17 protein-coding genes are annotated in these 18,698 nt (G+C 71.6%); 4 read left to right on the forward strand and 13 right to left on the reverse strand.

Annotated features, from left to right (window positions below; translation table 11 throughout):
* Nucleotides 1-125: 125 nt before the first annotated feature.
* From OGL88_RS12360 to aceE, 6 genes are all read right to left on the reverse strand, one after another.
* The gene (locus OGL88_RS12360) at nt 126-1,370 is read right to left on the reverse strand and encodes a beta-ketoacyl-[acyl-carrier-protein] synthase family protein (RefSeq protein ID WP_123292578.1); all 1,245 of its coding nucleotides are present in this window, start codon (nt 1,368-1,370) and stop codon (nt 126-128) included.
* An 83-nt stretch (nt 1,371-1,453) separates the two neighbouring features.
* Nucleotides 1,454-1,702: an acyl carrier protein gene (locus tag OGL88_RS12365; protein WP_017886710.1), complete on the reverse strand. Its 249-nt coding sequence runs from the start codon at nt 1,700-1,702 to the stop codon at nt 1,454-1,456.
* 162 nt (nt 1,703-1,864) lie between these two features.
* Complete coding sequence (locus OGL88_RS12370) at nt 1,865-2,869, reverse strand: beta-ketoacyl-ACP synthase III (RefSeq protein ID WP_111085698.1); 1,005 nt, start codon at nt 2,867-2,869, stop codon at nt 1,865-1,867.
* A complete protein-coding gene (locus OGL88_RS12375; protein WP_263091563.1) occupies nt 2,866-3,807 on the reverse strand; it encodes an ACP S-malonyltransferase in 942 nt (313 codons plus the stop codon). Before OGL88_RS12375 ends, OGL88_RS12370 begins: the two co-directional genes overlap by 4 nt.
* Before the next feature lie 78 nt (nt 3,808-3,885).
* Complete coding sequence (locus OGL88_RS12380; protein ID WP_111085717.1) at nt 3,886-5,100, reverse strand: PucR family transcriptional regulator; 1,215 nt, start codon at nt 5,098-5,100, stop codon at nt 3,886-3,888.
* A 37-nt stretch (nt 5,101-5,137) separates the two neighbouring features.
* Nucleotides 5,138-7,882 carry a pyruvate dehydrogenase (acetyl-transferring), homodimeric type gene (aceE, locus tag OGL88_RS12385; protein WP_263091564.1) on the reverse strand — a complete coding sequence of 915 codons (2,745 nt, stop codon included), beginning with the start codon at nt 7,880-7,882 and terminating at the stop codon, nt 5,138-5,140.
* A 241-nt stretch (nt 7,883-8,123) separates the two neighbouring features.
* Between aceE and OGL88_RS12390 the strand changes: the two genes are divergently transcribed.
* On the forward strand, nt 8,124-8,612 hold the full coding sequence (locus tag OGL88_RS12390; protein ID WP_111085695.1) for a peroxiredoxin: 489 nt from the start codon (nt 8,124-8,126) through the stop codon (nt 8,610-8,612).
* Between the two features lie 53 nt (nt 8,613-8,665).
* On the forward strand, nt 8,666-9,592 hold the full coding sequence (locus OGL88_RS12395; protein WP_263091565.1) for an alpha/beta fold hydrolase: 927 nt from the start codon (nt 8,666-8,668) through the stop codon (nt 9,590-9,592).
* A 173-nt stretch (nt 9,593-9,765) separates the two neighbouring features.
* Here the strand turns inward: OGL88_RS12395 and OGL88_RS12400 are convergent, their stop codons facing one another.
* The 5 genes from OGL88_RS12400 to OGL88_RS12420 all read right to left on the reverse strand — a co-directional run bounded on the left by OGL88_RS12400 (nt 9,766) and on the right by OGL88_RS12420 (nt 14,315).
* Nucleotides 9,766-11,352 carry an alpha/beta hydrolase gene (locus tag OGL88_RS12400; RefSeq protein WP_263091566.1) on the reverse strand — a complete coding sequence of 529 codons (1,587 nt, stop codon included), beginning with the start codon at nt 11,350-11,352 and terminating at the stop codon, nt 9,766-9,768.
* On the reverse strand, nt 11,349-12,299 hold the full coding sequence (locus OGL88_RS12405; protein WP_263091567.1) for an amino acid--[acyl-carrier-protein] ligase: 951 nt from the start codon (nt 12,297-12,299) through the stop codon (nt 11,349-11,351). Before OGL88_RS12405 ends, OGL88_RS12400 begins: the two co-directional genes overlap by 4 nt.
* Nucleotides 12,296-13,471, reverse strand: a complete 1,176-nt coding sequence (locus OGL88_RS12410) for an acyl-CoA dehydrogenase family protein (protein WP_263091568.1) — start codon at nt 13,469-13,471, stop codon at nt 12,296-12,298. The genes OGL88_RS12405 and OGL88_RS12410 overlap by 4 nt, the downstream gene beginning before the upstream one ends.
* Complete coding sequence (locus OGL88_RS12415) at nt 13,468-13,776, reverse strand: acyl carrier protein (protein ID WP_263091569.1); 309 nt, start codon at nt 13,774-13,776, stop codon at nt 13,468-13,470. Before OGL88_RS12415 ends, OGL88_RS12410 begins: the two co-directional genes overlap by 4 nt.
* A gap of 161 nt (nt 13,777-13,937) precedes the next feature.
* Nucleotides 13,938-14,315, reverse strand: coding sequence for a holo-ACP synthase (locus OGL88_RS12420; RefSeq protein WP_263091570.1), 378 nt, complete (start codon nt 14,313-14,315; stop codon nt 13,938-13,940).
* Nucleotides 14,316-14,418: 103 nt separating this feature from the next.
* Here OGL88_RS12420 and OGL88_RS12425 point away from each other — a divergent pair, with 103 nt between their 5' ends.
* Nucleotides 14,419-15,456 (forward strand): hypothetical protein, encoded by a 1,038-nt coding sequence (locus tag OGL88_RS12425; RefSeq protein WP_263091571.1) that lies wholly within the window; start codon nt 14,419-14,421, stop codon nt 15,454-15,456.
* Nucleotides 15,453-17,027 carry a phenylacetate--CoA ligase family protein gene (locus tag OGL88_RS12430; RefSeq protein WP_263091572.1) on the forward strand — a complete coding sequence of 525 codons (1,575 nt, stop codon included), beginning with the start codon at nt 15,453-15,455 and terminating at the stop codon, nt 17,025-17,027. Before OGL88_RS12425 ends, OGL88_RS12430 begins: the two co-directional genes overlap by 4 nt.
* Before the next feature lie 87 nt (nt 17,028-17,114).
* On the opposite strand, the gene OGL88_RS12435 is transcribed toward OGL88_RS12430, so the two are convergent.
* Complete coding sequence (locus OGL88_RS12435; protein WP_263091573.1) at nt 17,115-17,666, reverse strand: hypothetical protein; 552 nt, start codon at nt 17,664-17,666, stop codon at nt 17,115-17,117.
* A complete protein-coding gene (locus OGL88_RS12440) occupies nt 17,663-18,643 on the reverse strand; it encodes an aldo/keto reductase (protein WP_263091574.1) in 981 nt (326 codons plus the stop codon). The genes OGL88_RS12435 and OGL88_RS12440 overlap by 4 nt, the downstream gene beginning before the upstream one ends.
* Nucleotides 18,644-18,698 lie beyond the last annotated feature (55 nt).

An 18,698-nucleotide genomic window follows, 5' to 3' on the forward strand; every position in this document is an offset into this window, starting at 1 on the left:
TCGCGGCCCGCCGCGCGGGAGGTGTCGCGCACCGCGAGAGTCGTGCCGGGCACTCCGACCGGCACCGGAACGACGGAAGCCCGCCCCGACGACGCGGGACGGGCCTCCTGGCAGGGTGCGACGGATCAGACGCTGCGGAACGCGACCACGGCGTTGTGGCCGCCGAAGCCGAACGAGTTGCTCACCGCGAGCAGGTCGCCGTCGGGCAACGCACGCGGCTCGCGCGCGACGTCCATGACGATCTCCGGGTCCTGGTCGTTGAGGTTGATCGTCGGCGGCGCGACGCGGTTGTGCAGCGCGAGGACCGTGAACGCGGCCTCGATCGCGCCGGCACCACCGAGCAGGTGGCCCGTCGACGCCTTGGTCGCCGACACGACGATGTCGTCGAGGTGGTCGCCGAAGACGCGGCGCATGGCGTGGTACTCGGCGACGTCGCCGACCGGGGTCGAGGTGGCGTGCGCGTTGACGTGCACGACGTCCTCGCGGCTGGCACCGGCGTGGTCGAGGGCCTGCAGGACCGCACGAGCGGCCGCGCTGCCCTCGGGGTCCGGTGCCGTGATGTGGAACGCGTCCGAGGTGATGCCGGCGCCGGCGACCTCGGCGTAGATGGTCGCACCGCGGGCCTCGGCGTGCTCCTTCGACTCGAGGATGAGCGCCGCGGCGCCGTCACCGAGGACGAAGCCGTCACGGGTGACGTCGTACGGACGCGACGCGGTCTCGGGCGAGTCGTTGCGGCGCGACAGGGCCTGCATCGCCGCGAACGCCGCCAGGGGCAGCGGGTGCAGTGCGGCCTCGGCGCCACCGGTGATGACGATGTCGGCGTCCCCGTCGGCGACGTGGCGGTACGCCTCGGCCAGGGACTCGGTCGACGAGGCGCAGGCCGACAGGTAGGTGCGCGCGCCGCCACGGGCGCCGAACTCCATCTCGATGGCAGCGGCCGGACCGTTCGCCATGAGCATGGGGACCGTCATCGGCAGGACCCGGCGCGGGCCCTTCTCGCGCAGGGTGTCCCAGGCGTCGAGCAGGGTGTTCACGCCACCGATGCCGGTCGCCCAGTCGACGATGAGGCGCTCGGGGACGACGGACTCGGCGTCGATGCCGGCGTCGGCCCACGCCTCACGCGCCGCGACGAGCGACAGCTGCGACGAGGGGTCCAGGCGCTTCGACTCGGGGCGGGTGAGCTGGTCGGTGAGGAACCGACGTGCCTGGCCGGCGAACTCCACGGGGAGCTCGAGTTCGGCGTAGCGCGGGTCCTCGATGCGGGTGATGCCGGACTTGCCGGCGAGCAGCGCGTCCCACGTTTCCGGGGCAGTCGCGGCGAGGGGTGAGATCGCACCGATCCCGGTGACGACGACGGTCTTCTTGGTCATGGAACGACGGTTCTTTCGTTGGGGAACAAGATGAGCGCCGCGGCCGACGGTGACCGCTGGCCGCGGCGCTCAGGAAGCTCGTGTCAGGCCTGGGCCTTGACGATGTAGTCGACCGCGTTGCCCACGGTCTTGAGGTTCTTGACCTCTTCGTCCGGGATCTTCACGTCGAACTTCTCTTCGGCGTTGACCACGATGGTCATCATCGAGATGGAGTCGATGTCGAGGTCGTCCGTGAAGGACTTGTCGGCGGCGACGGTGTCGGTGGCGATACCGGTCTCGTCGTTGATCAGCTCGGCCAGGCCGGCGAGGACTTCTTCGTTGGACAGGGCCATGAGTTTCTCCTTGAGGGGGGTGTCGTTTGACCGTGGACCAGCCTAGGGCACGCAGCGTGCTCGCGCCCGGAGACTCGTCGGGGTGGTCGCTGGTCGCGCGGGATGCGCGGCCGGGTGGGTTCGGGTTCGCCGGGTGGCTGGGCTCGCGATCGCCGGGTGGGCTCAGGGCAACACGACGACCTGGGCACCGAACACGAGCCCGGCACCGAAGCCGATCTGCAGGGCGAGCCCGCCGGACAGCTCGGGGTGTTCCTCGAGCAGACGGTGGGTGGCGAGCGGGATGCTCGCGGCCGAGGTGTTGCCGGTGGTGGTGATGTCACGGGCGATCGTGACCGACTCGGGCAGGCCGAGCTGCTTCGCGAACTCGTCGATGATGCGGATGTTCGCCTGGTGCGGCACGAACGCCGCGAGGTCCTCCGGTCGGACACCGGCGGTCTCGAGCGCTTCGCGGGCGACCTTCACCATCTCCCACACGGCCCAGCGGAAGACCGTCTGGCCCGCCTGGCGCATGGTCGGGCGGGGCGCGCCGGCCTCCCACTCGTTGTAGGTCGCCGTCATGCCGATGGCGTCCCACTTCGAGCCGTCCGAGCCCCAGATGGTCGGAGCGATGCCGGGGAAGTCGCTCGGGCCGACGACGGCCGCGCCGGCACCGTCACCGAGCAGGAACGAGATCGAGCGGTCGGTCGGGTCGACGACGTCGCTGAGCTTCTCGGCACCGACGACCAGGACGTGGTCGGCGAGGCCGGACTTGATGAACGAGTCGGCCTGGGCGATGCCGTACGCGTACCCGGCACAGGCGGCACTGATGTCGTACGCGGCGGCGGGCGTCGCGCCGATCCGCTCGGCGAGCAGCGACGCCATCGACGGGGTCGCGACGGTGTGCGTCACGGTGCTGACCAGCACGACACCGATCTGGTCGGGGGACAGGCCGGCCTTCTCGATCGCCTCGCGCGCGGCGGTCTCGGCGAGGTCGACGGCCTCGACGTCCTTGCCGGCACGCTTGCGCGTGATGATCCCGGTGCGCTGGCGGATCCACTCGTCGGACGAGTCGATCGGGCCGACCAGGTCGTCGTTCGGCACCACGTTCTCGCCGCGGGCGGCGCCGAAGGCCAGGATGCGGGTGAACTCGTGGCCGCGGCGCTGGGAGAGTGCGGGACGTTCGGTCATGCGGTGGCGTCTGCTTCCTGGTCCGCGCGCTGCAGCAGGTCGATCGCTGCGGGCAGGTCCTCGGGGGTCTTGATGGCGACGGACGGCGTGCCGCGCAGGCCGCGCTTGGCGAGCCCGACCAGGGCGCCGGCCGGCGCGAGCTCGATGATGCCGGTGACGCGGGCGGCCGCGAACGACTCCATCACGGCGTCCCAGTGCACGGGGCTCGCGATCTGCTGGACCATCAGGTCGACGAAACGGCGACCGTCCTCGACCCGTGAACCGTCCGCGTTGGTCCAGATCGGCAGGGTCGGGTCGTGCACCGTGGCGGCTGCGGCGACCGGGGCGACGCGCTCGACGGCGGGGGCCATGAAGTGGGTGTGGAACGCACCGGCGACCGCGAGCGGGATCACGCGGGCCTTGGCGGGCGGGTCGGCGACGAGCGCGGCGATGCCGGCGGCCGTACCGGCGACGACGGTCTGGCCGCCACCGTTGTGGTTCGCGGGGACGAGCCCGTGGGACTGCAGTGCTGCGGCGACCGCGTCGGCGTCGCCACCGAGCACAGCGGCCATCGAGGTCGCTTCGAGGGCAGCGGCGTCCGCCATGGCCCGGCCGCGCTCGGCGACGAGCGACACGGCGTCGGTCGGCTCGAGGACCCCGGCGACCGCGGCGGCGGTGAACTCGCCGACCGAGTGCCCGGCGACCCCACCGACGAGCGCACGGCGGCCGTCGGCCAGCAGTGCGTCGGCGGTCACGAGACCGGCGGCGACGATGAGGGGCTGCGCGAGTGCGGTGTCCTTGATGGTGTCGGCGTCCGACGTGGTGCCGTGTGCGGCGAGGTCCACCCCGATCGACTCGGACCACTGCCCGACACGTTCACGAACGGCGGCGTCCTCGAGCCAGGGGGCGAGGAAGCCGGGGGTCTGGGAGCCCTGTCCGGGCGCGACGACGACGATCACCGGACAATCCTGTCGCTCATGCACCGCGGGGCCCGTGTGGGCTTCCCACACGAAACCCCGCGTGACATTGTCGGTTCCCTACCGGCGTGGGGTGATCCGGCGACGACCCGTGGCCGATTCGGACATCGCGCCGAGGATCAGGGCCGACTGCACGATCAGGGCGTCCCGAGCGTGCGTGGCGTCCCACCCGATGATGTCCGCGACGCGGCGCAGGCGGTAGCGGACGGTGTTCGGGTGCACGAAGAGCTCGCGCGCCGTGGCCTCGAGCGACCGCCCGGTGTCCAGGTAGCACCACAGGGTCTGCAGGAGCTCGGTGGACTGGTCCTTGAGCGGCACGTAGATGCGCTGTACCAGGGCGGACCGGGCGAGCGGGTCGCCGGCCAGCGCGCGTTCGGGCAGCAGGTCGTCGGCCAGCGCCGGACGGGGGACCCCGCGCCATGCCCGTGCGACGGCGAACCCGGCGAGGGCTGCCTTCGCGCTGGTCGAGGCGTCGACGACTCCGGGGACCTCGTTGCCGAGCACCAGGTGGCCCTCGCCGAACAGCGGCTCGAGCGCCTGCGCGATGGCCGTGAACGAGACCGGGTCCTCGCCCTCGGGCACGTCGTCCCGCGGGGTGGAGCGGCCGATCACCACGACGAGCCGCGAGCCCTGCACCCCGACGAGCACGTCGGCGTCCATGTGGCGGGCGGTGCGGCGGACCTGGTCGACCTCGAGCTGCTTCGGCGCCGTGCCGACGAGCACCGCGACCTCACCGTGCCCGTGCCACCCGAGGGCCGCGATGCGGGACGGCAGCTCGTCGTCGTACTCGCCCGACAGGATCGAGTCGACCACGAGCGCTTCGAGTCGGGCGTCCCACAGCCCGCGGGCCTCGGCCGCCCGGGCGTAGACGTCCGCCGCCGCGAAGGCGATGTCCCGCGAGTACTTCAGGATCGCTTCCTGCAGCATCTCGTCGTCGGCGGCGCGTTCCTCGACCACCGTGACGACCACGCGGATGAGCTGCAGGGTCTGCTGCAGGCTCACCGAGCGCAGCAGCTCACGCGGAGCCGACCCGAAGACGTCGGCCGCGGCGATCCACGGCGTCGACGCGGTGCCCTCGAGCCAGCTGATGAACGAGGTGATGCCCGCCTGGGCGACGAGGCCCACGGCGGAGCGGCGCCCCGGCGGCATCTCGCTGTACCAGGGGAGGGTGTCCTCGAGCCGCTTGATCGTGGCGGTGGAGAGTTCTCCGGACACCTGACGGAGCCAGGAGAGCGCCCGCTCGCGCGCGCTCTCCTGGCTCTGGGCCTTCGACAGGCCCTCGGTGTCCGGCTGGACTGGCGTCACCTGCTGATCAGCTCTCGCCGCCCGCGCTGCCCGTGGTGCCGGCGGTCACGTCGTGCAGGCGGTACTTGTCGATCGCCTGCTGGACGAGTGCGCCGTCGACCTTGCCCTGGCGGGCGAGCTGCTGCAGCGTCCGCACGACGACCGAGGGGCCGTCGATGTGGAAGAAGCGGCGAGCGGCCGGACGGGTGTCCGAGAAGCCGAAGCCGTCGGCGCCGAGCGTGGCGTAGTCGGTCGGCACGAACGGGCGGATCTGCTCCTGCACCTGGTGCATGAAGTCGCTGACGGCGACGACCGGCCCCTCGGTGGCGAGCAGGCGCTCGGTGACGTACGGCGTGCGCGGCGACTCGTTCGGGTTGAGGAACGCGTGCTGCTCCGCGTCGAGACCGTCGCGGTACAGCTCACCCCAGCTCGTGACGCTCCAGACGTCGGCCGAGACGCCCCAGTCCTCGGCGAGGAGCTGCTGCGCCTCGAGGATCCACGGCACGGCCACACCGGACGCGAGCAGCTGGGCCTTCGGGCCGTCGTGCTCGCTCGCCTTGAGCAGGTACATGCCCTTGACGATCCCGTCGACGTCGACGCCCTCGGGCTCGGCCGGCTGGACGATCGGCTCGTTGTAGACCGTCAGGTAGTACATGACGTTCGGGTCGCTGTGCTTCGGCGAGCCGTCCTCGTTCGTGCCGTACATCCGGTCGAGGCCGGCCTGCACGATGTGCCCGATCTCGTACCCGTACGCGGGGTCGTACGACACCACGGCCGGGTTCGTCGTCGCGAGGAGCAGCGAGTGCCCGTCGGCGTGCTGCAGGCCCTCACCCGTCAGGGTGGTGCGACCGGCGGTGGCGCCGATCATGAAGCCACGGGTCATCTGGTCGCCCGCCGCCCAGATCGCGTCACCCGTGCGCTGGAACCCGAACATCGAGTAGAAGACGTAGACCGGGATGAGCGGCTCGCCCTGCGTCGAGTACGAGGTGCCCACCGCGGTGAACGCCGCCAGGGCGCCCGCCTCGTTGATGCCGACGTGGATGATCTGGCCCTGCGGGCTCTCCTTGTAGGCCAGCAGGAGCTCGCGGTCGACCGACGTGTAGTGCTGGCCGTTCGGGTTGTAGATCTTCGCCGACGGGAAGTAGGCGTCCATGCCGAACGTGCGCGCCTCGTCCGGGATGATCGGGACGACGCGGTCGCCGAAGTCCGGGGAGCGGAGCAGGTCCTTCAGCAGTCGGGCGAACGCCATGGTGGTGGCGATCTCCTGCTTGCCGGAGCCCTTCTTCACGACCTGGTACTTCGAGTCCTCGGGCAGGGTGATCGAGGTGTACTTCGTGCGACGCTCCGGCACGTAGCCGCCGAGCGCCTGACGACGCTCGTGCATGTACTGGATCGCCTCGTCGTCGTTGCCGGGGTGGTAGTACGGCGGCGTGTAGGGGTTCTCTTCCAGCTGCGCGTCGGTGACCGGGATGCGCATCTCGTCGCGGAACTGCTTGAGGTTGTCGAGCGTGAGCTTCTTCATCTGGTGGGTCGCGTTGCGGCCCTCGAAGCTCGGGCCGAGGCCGTAGCCCTTGACCGTCTTCGCCAGGATGACCGTCGGCTGGCCCTTGTGCTCGGTCGCGGCCTTGAACGCGGCGTAGACCTTGCGGTAGTCGTGGCCACCGCGCTTGAGGTTCCAGACCTGGTCGTCGCTGTAGCCCTCGATGAGCTCGAGCGCCTTCGGGTCGCGTCCGAAGAAGTTCTCGCGGACGTACGCGCCGTTCTCGGCCTTGTACGTCTGGTAGTCGCCGTCCGGCGTCTGGTTCATCAGGTTGAGCAGCGCGCCCTCGGTGTCGCGGGCGAGCAGGTCGTCCCACTCACGCCCCCAGACGACCTTGATGACGTTCCAGCCCGCACCGCGGAAGAACGCCTCGAGCTCCTGGATGATCTTGCCGTTGCCGCGCACCGGACCGTCGAGCCGCTGCAGGTTGCAGTTGATCACGAAGTTCAGGTTGTCGAGGCCGTCGTTCGCGGCGACCTGGAGCTGTCCGCGCGACTCGACCTCGTCCATCTCGCCGTCGCCGAGGAACGCCCAGACCTGCTGGTCGGAGGCGTCCTTGATGCCGCGGTTGGTGAGGTACTTCGCCTGCTGCGCCTGGTAGATCGCGTTGATCGGGCCGATGCCCATCGACACGGTCGGGAACTGCCAGAAGTGCGGCATGAGGCGCGGGTGCGGGTACGACGACAGGCCGCCGCCGGCGTGGGACTTCTCCTGACGGAACCCGTCGAGCTGGTCCTCGCCGAGACGCCCTTCCATGTAGGCGCGGGCGTACATGCCGGGGGAGGCGTGGCCCTGGAAGAACACCTGGTCGCCGCCGGACGCGTGGTCCTGCGCGCGGAAGAAGTGGTTGTAGCCGACCTCGTACAGCGCGGCGCTCGACGCGTAGGTCGAGATGTGGCCGCCGACGCTGATGCCCGGACGCTGTGCGCGGTGCACCGTGATGGCCGCGTTCCAGCGGATCCACCGGCGGTACCGGCGCTCCAGTTCCTCGTCGCCTGGGAACTCGGGTTCGTTCTCCGGCGCGATGGTGTTCACGTAGTCCGTCGTCGGGACCATCGGCACACCGAGGTGCAGTTCCTTGGACCGCTTGAGCAGGCTCAGCATGATCTCGCGACCGCGCTGGTGTCCGTGGGTCTGGACCAATCCGTCGAGGGACTCACGCCATTCGGCGGTCTCCTGCGGGTCCTGGTCGTTCGCCCCGGTGCTGTACGGGTCCTGGTCGTTCACCGTCACCCTTGACCTCGTTCGTTCTCGTGGTGGTGGACATGGTGGCTCCGGTGGTCGGGTCACGACCGGATGGGGCCCCGTCCACTCTAGGCCCCAGCACCGACGGTGATGCTGATGGTGCGGTGCACGTGGCGGGTGCTTGCATTCGGGTGCGGTCGGCGTAGCATGGCCGATCGTGCACACGCGACCCGCGTGCGCACGGACCCGACGGGTACACCCCACACCCGAGGAAGAAGCACACGTCCCGATGGCTCTCGAGATCGGCTCTCTCGCGCCGGACTTCGAGCTCCCGAACCAGTTCGGTGAGCACGTCCGACTCAGCGACTTCCGCGGCAACCGCCCGGTCGCACTCGTCTTCTTCCCGCTCGCGTTCTCGTCGAACTGCACGAACGAGCTCTGCGCCCTGCAGGACAACGTCGCGATGTTCCAGGACCAGCGCGTCGAGCTGATCGGCATCTCGGTCGACTCCAAGGCGACGCTCCGCTCCTTCGCCGAGCTCAACGGCTACGACTTCGAGCTCCTCGCCGACTTCTGGCCGCACGGCGCCGTCTCGAAGGAGTACGGCGTCTTCCTCGAGCACAAGGGCTTCGCCACCCGCGCGACCTTCGTCATCGACGTGCAGGGCCGCATCAAGGCGTCGATCATCACGGAGCCGGGCCTGCAGCGCGACGTCGCCGAGTACAAGGCAGCGCTCGACCGCCTCGCCGCCTGCACCGCACCCGTCCCGGTCGGCTAGCGTTCCGAATCCCTCCTGCGACGCATCCGCGTCGACAGCGGACAGGAGGCCCGGTGCACGCCATCGACACGGACGCACGAGACCGTGTGGTCACGTCCGATGCCTACGCCCCCTACCCGGTGTCGCCCACGCCCGCCACGTGGCACCTCCGGCGTACCGAGGTCCTGACGCCCGCCGGTCCCGTCGTGGTGCACCACCGCGCGGGTCCCGACCCGCTCCTGCTGCTGCACGGCGTCGCGGGCTCGTGGTCGACCTGGGCCCCGCTGCTGACCGCGGCGCACGGCGTCGGTGGCCGTGGCCTGGTGCTCGTCGACCTGCCGGGCTGGGGTTCGTCCCCGGCTCCGGAGCACCCGTTCGACCTCGACGACGTCGCGGTCGCGCTGACCGCGGTGCTCGACGGGCTCGACATCACCGCGGTGGACGTCGTCGGGCACTCGATGGGTGCCTTCGTCGGGATGCACCTGGCGGTCGTCGCGCCACGGCTCGTGCGGTCGGTGGCCCTGGTGTCCGGAACGACCGTCGCGACCGCGGACGCCGCACGGCACCCCTTCCGAGGGCTCCGGACGCTGCCGGCGTTCACCCTGCTGCGTGCTGGCCTGTCGATCACCGGCGAGGCCGGGCGCCCGATGCTCCGGGCGCTGTCCCGCGTCGGGGTGCTGCCGCTGCTCGCCGCGCCGGTGTTCACGCACGTCCGGCAGCTCGACCGCAGCGTGCTCGACGCCTTCGTCCAGGAACTCCGGCCGACCCGGTTCACCGACGCGGCGCGGACCGCTGCGGGCTACGACCTCGGCCGCTGGCGGGGGATCACGTGCCCGGTGACCGCGATCGCCGGGCGCGACGACGTGTTCGCGCGCGTCTCGGACCTCGAGGCCCTGCGGGAGCTCGTGCCGCAGGTCCGCACGCTGCTGCTCGACGACTGCGGGCACTTCGCGCACGTCGAGCACCCGGACGCCGTGGCGCGCGAGCTCGGACTCGCCTGATCCCTGCGCGCTGTCGTTGCGCCCGCATGTTCCGACGAAGCACGCGTCGATCGACTGGTGGATCGTCGGAACATGCACACGCACCTGATGCGTGCGCACACTGCGACAGACCACGAGTCGATCCGCTCGTGGAACGTCGCTCGATGCACACGCACCGGAGCGGGACGGAAAGGTCAGGCGGGGACGGGGAACGTCGCAGCGACGCGGGAACGCACCTCGGCTCGCACGGCGCGACGCATCACGGGGGAGAACAGCGAGTGGTCGCCGTCCTCGACCCGCACGATCGACACCGAACCGCGCCGACCGACACCGCCGTAGCGGCGCAACGCCTTCTGCCCGCCGAGCCGGTCGAACAGCGCGGCGTCCTCCGGGGCGGCGATCACGACGACGTCGGTGCCGTGCTCCACGAGCGGTCGGACGTGCTCGACGACGCCGCCGACCCGGTCCCGCCGAGCGATCCACTCGCGCAGGCCCTTCGGCACGACGGCGTTGTACCGCCGACGGACCCACAGCCGACCTGCCGAGGGAGCGTCGACCGCGCGGACGGCGTCCTCGTAGCTGCCCGGTGCCGCCGGCTGCCGGCGGTAGTCGTTCGGGCTGATCTCGACGACCAGGCGCGGAGCCTCGTCCGCCGACCGACCGGCGAGCCACGCGCCGGCGCACATGCCGACGAGCACCAGGCGGTCCGAGGGGGTGCCGAGGTCGGCGACGACGGCGGACTGGTCCTCGACCCACTCCTGGGCGAAGAGGAAGCTGCGTTCGTCCTCGCGCACGCTGGTGCTCTCGCCGGTGGCACGGCGGTCGACCCGGACGACGCGGGCGCCGTCCCGCGCGAGCGCACGGGCGAGGTCGACCTGGTAGTCGGTGGCACCGACCCGGTGTTCGGCGGCGCCGTTGTGCAGGACGACGAGCGGGGCGTCGTGGTGCTGGGCGGACGACACGGTCTCGACGGCGAACAACGCGTCGGGGCCGAGGTGGACGATGCGCTCCGACACGCGGCCGTCGACGTCCAGGACCTCGTCGAGCACGGGCGGCACCAGCTGCGCCGCAGCGGTCGGCGCCCAGGCATCGAGCCAGGCGACGGCTCGGTCGACCGCGGCTCCGGGGATCCGGGCGTGGATGCTGGTGCCGTCGAGCAACTCGGCGCTGCCGGGCACCTCGACGGTCTCGACGGGTCCGAGGGCCTTCGGTGCGCGGGTCTCCGGTCGCACCAGCGCCACCGTCGGACCGGTGCGCGGCGCGAAGGCGAGCGCGGAGAGCACCGCGGCCTCGTCGGGCTCGACCTCGATGCCGATCAGGCTCTCGACGCCGTCGACGATCCGCTCGCTGCCGATGGTGATCGTCGCGAGGGCACGTTGCCGACGGAGCCAGCCCCGACCGGACGCCGGGGCATCCCAGACGAGCAGGGCGTCGGTGTCCTCGGCGGCGGCCGCGGCGACGAGGGCCGCGGAGGCGAGCCCGACGAACGCCACGTGCTGCACTCCCGACGTGCGGAGCACGGCGGCCGCGTGGCGTGCGGACCGGACCTGCGCGTCGGGGTCGGTGTCGGGTGCGCCGTCACCACGTCCGGACGCGTCGTAGCGCACCGAGGCGATGCCACGGGCCTCCAGGCGGTCTGCGAGGAGGCGGAGCGTGCGGTAGGCGATCACTCCTTCCTGTCCCAGTGGCGGGCAGATGACGACGCCTGCCCGCGCCGCGGGCGGCAGCTGCACGGCGGCGCGGACAGCCGGCGAGCCGGACCATCCGTGCAGCGTCGTCACAGCGCGAGTGCCGCGCGGACCGACGCCGGCCAGGCGTCGACGTCCGTGCCGTGTGCGGCGAACAGGGCGATGGTGATGCGCTCCAGGCCGAAGGCGATGCAGGCGCTGTGGGCGACCTCGCCGTCGGCGGTGCGGAGGCCGAACGAGGTGCCGAAGTGGTCCTCGTGCAGGTTCGCCGAGCTGATCGCCGTGGTCGGGTGGTCGTCGCCGTAGACGGGCGTGACGAACTCGAACTTGAGTGCCTGCTCGACCTGGTTGCGGGCGAGCATCTGCCCGACACGACCGAAGAACGGGTCGTTGGCGGGGACGACGTCGATCTCGAGCCCGAACGACTCGAGCAGTTCGCGCATCACCGGGATCCGGCCGTCGCGGTGCTGCTGGGCCGAGGCCGGCGTGCCGATGTGCACGAACTCGTGCATGTGGAAGGCCTGCAGGCGCATCGGGTCGAGCGACGGTTCGCGGCGGAAGGAGTCACCGACGATGTCGAAGAAGCGGCCCTCCTGCGGGATCGTGTCGCCGACCAGGCCGTACACCGGGTGGCAGACCGCGGGGGTGAGCATGAGGTCGGCGGGCTCGAGGAAGCCCTCCCAGCGCTCACCGCGCTCGCGGGCGGCGAGCAGTGCCCGGTGCGTGCGGTCGTCGCCGGTGAACCCGGAGATCGACGCGGCGAGGTCCGGGAACGACGCGATGTAGTCGGTGCGCTCGAACGCGGCGAGCGGCTCGACCGGCGGGAACCGCAGCACCTCGGCGTCGAGGTCCTGCTGGCTGCGCACGGCTGCGGCGTCGACGGCCGTGTACACGCGCTCGAACACGCCGGTGCGGCCGTACAGCCCGGGGGAGCCGAGGTCGATGAGCACACGGTCGGCGAGCAGGCGGGCACGGAGTGCGGCGCGGGCAGCGTCGAGGTCCGGCGCGGTGGTGGTGCTGGTGGGGTCCGTGATGGTCACAGGATCACTCCCGTCATGAGGGCCAGGTCGGCGTCGTTCTTGAGGAGACGGTCGTTGCTCACCATGACGGCGGCACCGTGGGCGTCTCGGAGGTGTCGGGCGATGCTCATCGGACCCGAGGCCGCGTAGCCCGCGATCCCGACGATCCGCATCGCCTTCGTGACGATGTCGGTGACGCGCTCGGACGCCCCGATCTTCAGGGCGTTCGCGGCGAGGGCGGAGGCGCTCGAGGCGAGCACCTCGGGGTCGTCGGCCGCGGCGTCGAACCGCTCGGCGGCGTGCCGGACGGAGTCGGCGAGGCCCTGCAGGTCGACCAGGAGCTCGGCGAGCCGGAGCGCTCCGGGCGGGGTCGTCCCGATCGCGGCGCGGGCCTGCTTGCGGACGGCCGTCCGGGCGCGCTCGCTCGCCGAGGCGGCGATGCCGAGCCACACCGAGGCCCAGAGCACGTGCGACACCGGCAGGACCGTCTGCGCCGAGATCGCGGCGTAGTCGTCGCGGAACACCCGGTCGACGGTGGTCTCGGTGTCGAGGATCCAGCCGTTGCTGCAGGTCCCTCGCAGCCCCATGGTGTCCCAGGTGGAGGTCTGCGACAGCACCATCGAGTCGGTCCGGCAGATGAGCAGCCGCTGGTCGGAGGCCGGGGCATCCGGGTCGCGGCGGGCGGTGACGAAGACCGCGTCGGCCTCGGTCGCGTACGAGATCACCGGCGCGTCCTTGCGCAGGCGGATCCGGCCGTCGTCGGTGGCCTCGATGGAGCAGGTGGAACGGCGGGCGTCGCCGCCGACACCCCGCTCCGTGGTCGCGGAGGCGACGAGTGCGCCGTCGCGGACCGCAGCGATGGTCTCGAGCACGCCGGCACCGTCGCCGCCGTGCCGCCAGAGGGCCATCACCTGGCCCTGGTGCATCGCGAAGACCATCCCGGTGGCGGCACAGGCACGCCCGAGCTCGGTGGCGATCGCGGAGAGCTCGGACACCGAGGCGCCCTCGCCACCGTGCTCGGCGGGGACGGCAGCGGCGAGCAGCCCGTACTCGCGCATCGCCGCGATGGCCTCGCGCGGCGGACGGGCGTCGCGGTCGACCTCGTCCGCGAACTGCGCGGCGACCGCGGCGACGGCGGCAGCACGCTCGGCGAACCGGTCGACGACGGACGTCGCGGGGAGGGTCAGGGTCACGAGGCGAGCTCCGCGGCGGCCACGATCGACTCGACGGTGGCGAAGGTGGACCGGTTCAGGACCGAGTCGGGGAACTCGACGTCGAGCTCGGACTCGACCGCGAGCATGACGTTCACCGTGGCGTGCGACGACAGCCCGAGCGCGTACAGGTCGGCGATCAACGCGACGTCCTGCGCGTCCACGGTCAGGCGCCCGTGGTCGGCGAGGGCGCGGCGGACGGCCTGCTCGATCGCCGGGTCGGCGAGGGTCGCGGTGGTCGTCGACGTCGGCGCGGTCGCGCCGGAGTGCTTCGGTTCCTGGTCCATGAGGGCAACGATAAGGAAGACCGGCCCTCGGGAAACCGCCGTGCGGGTGCGCGAAACCGCACGGCTGGCGCGGGCTGGGCCGACCCGGAACGACGAACTCGACGTCGTACGACATCGAGTTCGTCGTTCCGGGTCGGGGGTGCGGCCGCCCTGCCGGACCGTCAGCGTTCGGAGAGCGCGACCGCCGTGGCCACGGCCAGACCGCGCTCGTGCGCGAGCGACACCGCGATCGGGCCGCACCCGACCGACTCGGCCAGCGCTGCGGCGGCCCCGGTCAGCTCGACCGTCGGCGCCCCGTGCTCGTCGAGGACGATCGCCACGTCGCGCAGCGGGATCGCCTGGTGCGGAGCGGGGCGGAGGAGCTTCACCACCGCTTCCTTGCCGGCGAACCGTGCGGCCAGACGCTCCGGGTCGTCGCCCGCGTCGGTGCGCTCCCGCACGGTGAAGAGCCGATCGAGGTACCGCTCACCGTGGGCGGAGATGCCGACCACGACGTCCTCGACCGCAGCGAGGTCGGTGCCGGTCCGGATCGTGCCCATGACAGCAGGCTACGCAGGTCAGGGTGGCACCGCATGCCGGCAGCGGCATGAGCGTCGGAGGGGGTTCGTATGATCGGTGCCAGAGACCACCGAGGGGGAACCGATGGCATCACCGTGGACCGGCATCATCGAGGACGCGCGACACTACCCGTCGCCGCACAACTCGCAACCGATCGTCGTGCGCGTCGAGGACGACCGCACCGCGACCGTGTTCTACGACCTGCGGCGGGGGCTGCCGGCAGAGTCCTTCGGCATCCCGTTCGGGCACGTCTGCGCGGGGGTGTTCCTGGCCGGGCTCGAGGTCGTCGCCCGGGCGCACGGCTTCACCGTGCAGGAACGGCTCGACCACGCCGAGATGGACTTCGGCCGGCTGGACGGCGCGGCCGACGACCACCTGCACCGCTTGGGCAGCGTGCGCCTGCGTCCGCGGGCGGTCACGGCGGACGACCGGGAGGCCCTGGCCCGCTTCCTCGCGCGGCGCACCTCACGCAGGCCGTACGACGCCACCCTGGTGGACGACGCCGCGATCGAGGCCGCGTCCGCCATCGCGACGGCAGCCGGTCAGCGCTTCCGCACCACGTCCGACCGGGCGACCGTCGACGAGATCGTGCGGGTCAACCAGGAGACCCTGTTCGACGACCTGCAGCACGACGCCGTGCACGACGAGATCCTGCACTGGCTGCGGTTCTCGAAGCGGCAGGCGGCGACCACCGGCGACGGGCTGTCGGCCGAGACCATGCTCATGCCCGGCCCGGTGCTCCGGTTCGCGATGGAGCACCGCGGGCTGTGGGAAGCACCCGGCGTCGGCGGGGTCTTCAAGCGCGTGTACCTGTCGACGATGCGCGGCGTCCGGCAGCTCGGCTGGCTCGAAGGGCCGTTCCGCACGCCGGCCGAGTACGTCGAGGCCGGCCGGGTGTTCATGCGGATCTGGCTCGAGTTCACCGCGCGGGGGATCGCCCTGCACCCGTTCGGCACCGTGATCACGAACCCCCGGTCGCACGCCGCCTTCGTCCGGCGGGCCGGCGTCGACGAGTCCGACGGCCGGATGGCGTGGATGCTGTTCCGCTTCGGACACAGCGCGCCACCGCCCCTGGCGCACCGCAGACCCGCGGCCGCGATGACGCTCGGGGGTGCACGGTGAAGCGCGCGGCGGTCTTCACGGTCGTGTGGGTCGTCGAGACCTTCGTGGCACTGTTCATGCCGCGCGTGGGCACCCACAAGCTCCTGCTCACGCCGGGTATCGAGCCGCTCCGCTGGACCCTCGGACGCTGGCGTGCCTGGCGGACCGTGGAGCGGGCTGCGAAGCGGGTGCCTGCGTACGGGGCGTTCCTGGCGGAGGCGGGGCGGGCCTCCCGTCTGGACACGCGTGGCGGGATCGCCGCAGCGATCTCGGGGCTGCCCGAGATGGACAAGGAGTCGTACGTCAAGCGGTGGAGCATCCCCGAGCGGTGCGTCGACGGACGGCTGCCGCGACGCGGGGTCGTCGTCGACGAGTCGAGCGGGTCGAGCGGCACGCCGACCAGCTGGGTGCGCGGTCCCGACGAACGGCAGGCCACGCGGCAACTGCTGCAGCTCGGGTTCTCGCGCACCGCGAAGGACCTGCCGAAGCAGCCGTTCGTGCTCAACGCGTTCTCGCTCGGGGCGTGGGCCACGGGCATGAACGTGACGGCGTCGCTCACCGAGTCGTCGATGATCAAGTCGATCGGGCCGGACCGCGACAAGATCGTGCAGACGATGCGCGAGTTCGGCACCGACTTCACGTACATCATCTGCAGCTACCCGCCGTTCCTGAAGGCGCTGTTCGAGGACGACCGGCTCGACTGGAGCGAGTACACGATCGTCGCGGCGTTCGGTGGCGAGGGCATCAGCGAGAACATGCGCGCCCACATCGAGCAGTACGCGCAGGCCGTCCTCGGGTCGTACGGAGCGAGCGACCTCGAGATCAACCTCGGCATCGAGACGCCGTTCAGCGTGCAGCTGCGCCGGGCGATCGCGGCGTCGCCCGAGCTCTCCGCCGCGCTGACGAAGCAGGCCGAGTACGGCGTGCTGCCGATGGTGTTCCAGTTCAACCCGTTCGGGTACCTGATCGAGACGAACGACCTCGGTGAGCTCGTCGTGACCATCACCCGATCCGAGAACATCAGCCCGCGGATCCGCTACAACATCCACGACCGCGGGCACGTCGTCCGGATGCGTTCCCTGCGGCAGACGCTCCGCGCACACGGCTTCGACGAGCTCGCCGACGCCGCCGAGCTCGACCTGCCGTTGCTGTTCCACTACGGCCGGTCCGACCTGTCCGTCGACTACAACGGCGCGGTCGTGGCACCCGACGTCGTGCGCGACGTGGTCTACGGCGACCCGGAGCTGCTCGAGGCCGTCGAGAACCACCGGCTCATCAGCTACGAGGACGACCGGGGCGACCGACAGCTGCACATCGCGTTCCAGCTCGCTGCGGGCGCCGGGTCCTTCGACTCGGACGCGGCGCGCCCCGCGGTCATCGCCGAACTGCGGCGGCTGAACAAGGACTTCTCGAACGCGATCCGCACCGCGCCGCCCGGCACGCTGCCGACGGTGGCGTTCTACCCGTACCGCACCGGCCCGTTCCGTGAGGACGGCAAGAAGCTCAAGAACGAGTACGTGTGGCAGTTGCCGGCCGGCTCCGTCGAGCAGTGGGAGCTCGACCTGGCGTGGGTCGCGCCGAAGGAGGCCTGAGCGGTTCGGTGCGGTGCGGTGCGAGGTTCCGTCTTCGGTGCGACTCCCGGCGGGGCGCACCGGGGACGGGACCTCGCACCGTTCGCGCTAGCCGTACTGCGGCGGCCAGTCGAACGGTGCCGGCAGGCGCGGAACCTCGCCGATCGTCGTGACGGTCAGGACGACCTCGCGCCGGTTCGTCAGCTCGATCGAGCGCGGGTTCCCGATCGTCCGGCGCCCGTCCACCCACACGGTGAGCTCGCCGCGCAGGCCGCCGACGTGTTCCGGACCGAGCGAGACGCCCCACTCGTCGAAGAACTGACCGAGCGTGAACGACTGTTCCGTGGGCGACTCGACGTGCACGATGCCCGAGGTGTCGTGCGTGTGGATCTCGGCGGCGAACTTCCCCCGGTCCGAGTGCCCGATGTTCGCCGGGACCGTCACCGGGGTGTCACCGTCGAGGATCGTCAGGTGGGTGTGGACGTGCTCGGCGAGCCGCTCGCCCCACACGTTCCGCAGGCCCGCCGCGTCGGCGCGGGCGGACAGGTCGGTCGGCCGTGGCCACGGCGGGGCGTCGCGCGACGTCCCCGCTCCCGGCGCGGCACAGCCCGACAGCAGCAGGAGTGCGGCCACCGCGACCGCGACGACGCGGGTCCTCACCAGCGGTCGTGGACCGTGGCGCGGAACCACGTGTCGTAGAGGTCGCGCACCGTGGCGTCCAGGCCGTCGATCTCCGGCAGGTCGCCAGCCGCCGCGTTCGACCGGGCCTGCTCCGGGTTGCGGGCACCGGGGATCGCCGCGGTCACGCCGTCCTGCGCGATGACCCAGGCGAGCGCCGCCTGCGGCACCGAGACGGCGTCCGGCAGCGACGCGGCGAAGGTCTGCGCCGCGCGCACACCGTCGTCGTAGTCCACACCGCTGAACGTCTCGCCCTGGTCGAAGGCCTCGCCGTGGCGGTTGTAGTTGCGGTGGTCGCCCTCGGCGAACGACGTCTCCGTCGTGTACTTGCCGGACAGCAACCCCGAGGCCAACGGGACGCGCGCGAGGATGCCGACCCCTGCCTCCAGGGCTGCCGGCAGCACGCGGTCGAGCGGCTTGAGCCGGAACGCGTTGAGGATGATCTGGACGCTCGCGACGCCGGGCCGGGCGATCGCGGCGAGTGCCTGGTCGGTCGTCTCGACGCTGACGCCGTAGGCGGCGACCGAGCCGTCCGCGACCAGCGCGTCGAGTGAGTCGTACACGGCGTCGTCGCCGATGACCTCGGACGGCGGGCAGTGCAGCTGCACCAGGTCAAGCGTGTCCTGTCGCAGGTTCGTGCGGGAGCGGTCGACCCACTCGCGGAAGTTCGCCGCGACGTAGTTCGCCGGGACCTGCTCGGCACGGCGACCCATCTTCGTCGTGACCGTCAGCGGCACGTCGGGGTTCGATGCGCGCCACGAACCGATGAGCTGCTCGCTGCGACCGTCGCCGTACACGTCGGCGGTGTCGAAGAGCGTGACGCCGGACTCGACCGAGGCGTCCATCACGGCGTTCGCGTCCGCTTCGCTCACCGGACCCCAGTCACCGCCGAACTGCCACGTACCGAGACCGATGGGGGAGACTTCGCGGCCGGTGCGACCGAGGGTGCGACTCTGCATGCCGCCGAGCGTAGTCAGTGGGTTCCGGCGGTCGCTCAGCCGATGGTTTCGCGCG

Source organism: Curtobacterium sp. RIT-PI-V (genome assembly GCF_025642935.1).
GTDB lineage: Bacteria > Actinomycetota > Actinomycetes > Actinomycetales > Microbacteriaceae > Curtobacterium.

Excerpts from the sequence above, each read along its gene's own strand:
- OGL88_RS12360 (WP_123292578.1), bottom strand. The coding sequence starts at position 1,370 with ATGACCAAGAAGACCGTCGTCGTCACCGGGATCGGTGCGATCTCACCC.
- OGL88_RS12365 (WP_017886710.1), bottom strand. The coding sequence starts at position 1,702 with ATGGCCCTGTCCAACGAAGAAGTCCTCGCCGGCCTGGCCGAGCTGATC.
- OGL88_RS12370 (WP_111085698.1), bottom strand. The coding sequence starts at position 2,869 with ATGACCGAACGTCCCGCACTCTCCCAGCGCCGCGGCCACGAGTTCACC.
- OGL88_RS12390 (WP_111085695.1), top strand. The coding sequence starts at position 8,124 with ATGGCTCTCGAGATCGGCTCTCTCGCGCCGGACTTCGAGCTCCCGAAC.
- OGL88_RS12415 (WP_263091569.1), bottom strand. The coding sequence starts at position 13,776 with ATGGACCAGGAACCGAAGCACTCCGGCGCGACCGCGCCGACGTCGACG.
- OGL88_RS12420 (WP_263091570.1), bottom strand. The coding sequence starts at position 14,315 with ATGGGCACGATCCGGACCGGCACCGACCTCGCTGCGGTCGAGGACGTC.
- OGL88_RS12425 (WP_263091571.1), top strand. The coding sequence starts at position 14,419 with ATGGCATCACCGTGGACCGGCATCATCGAGGACGCGCGACACTACCCG.
- OGL88_RS12440 (WP_263091574.1), bottom strand. The coding sequence starts at position 18,643 with ATGCAGAGTCGCACCCTCGGTCGCACCGGCCGCGAAGTCTCCCCCATC.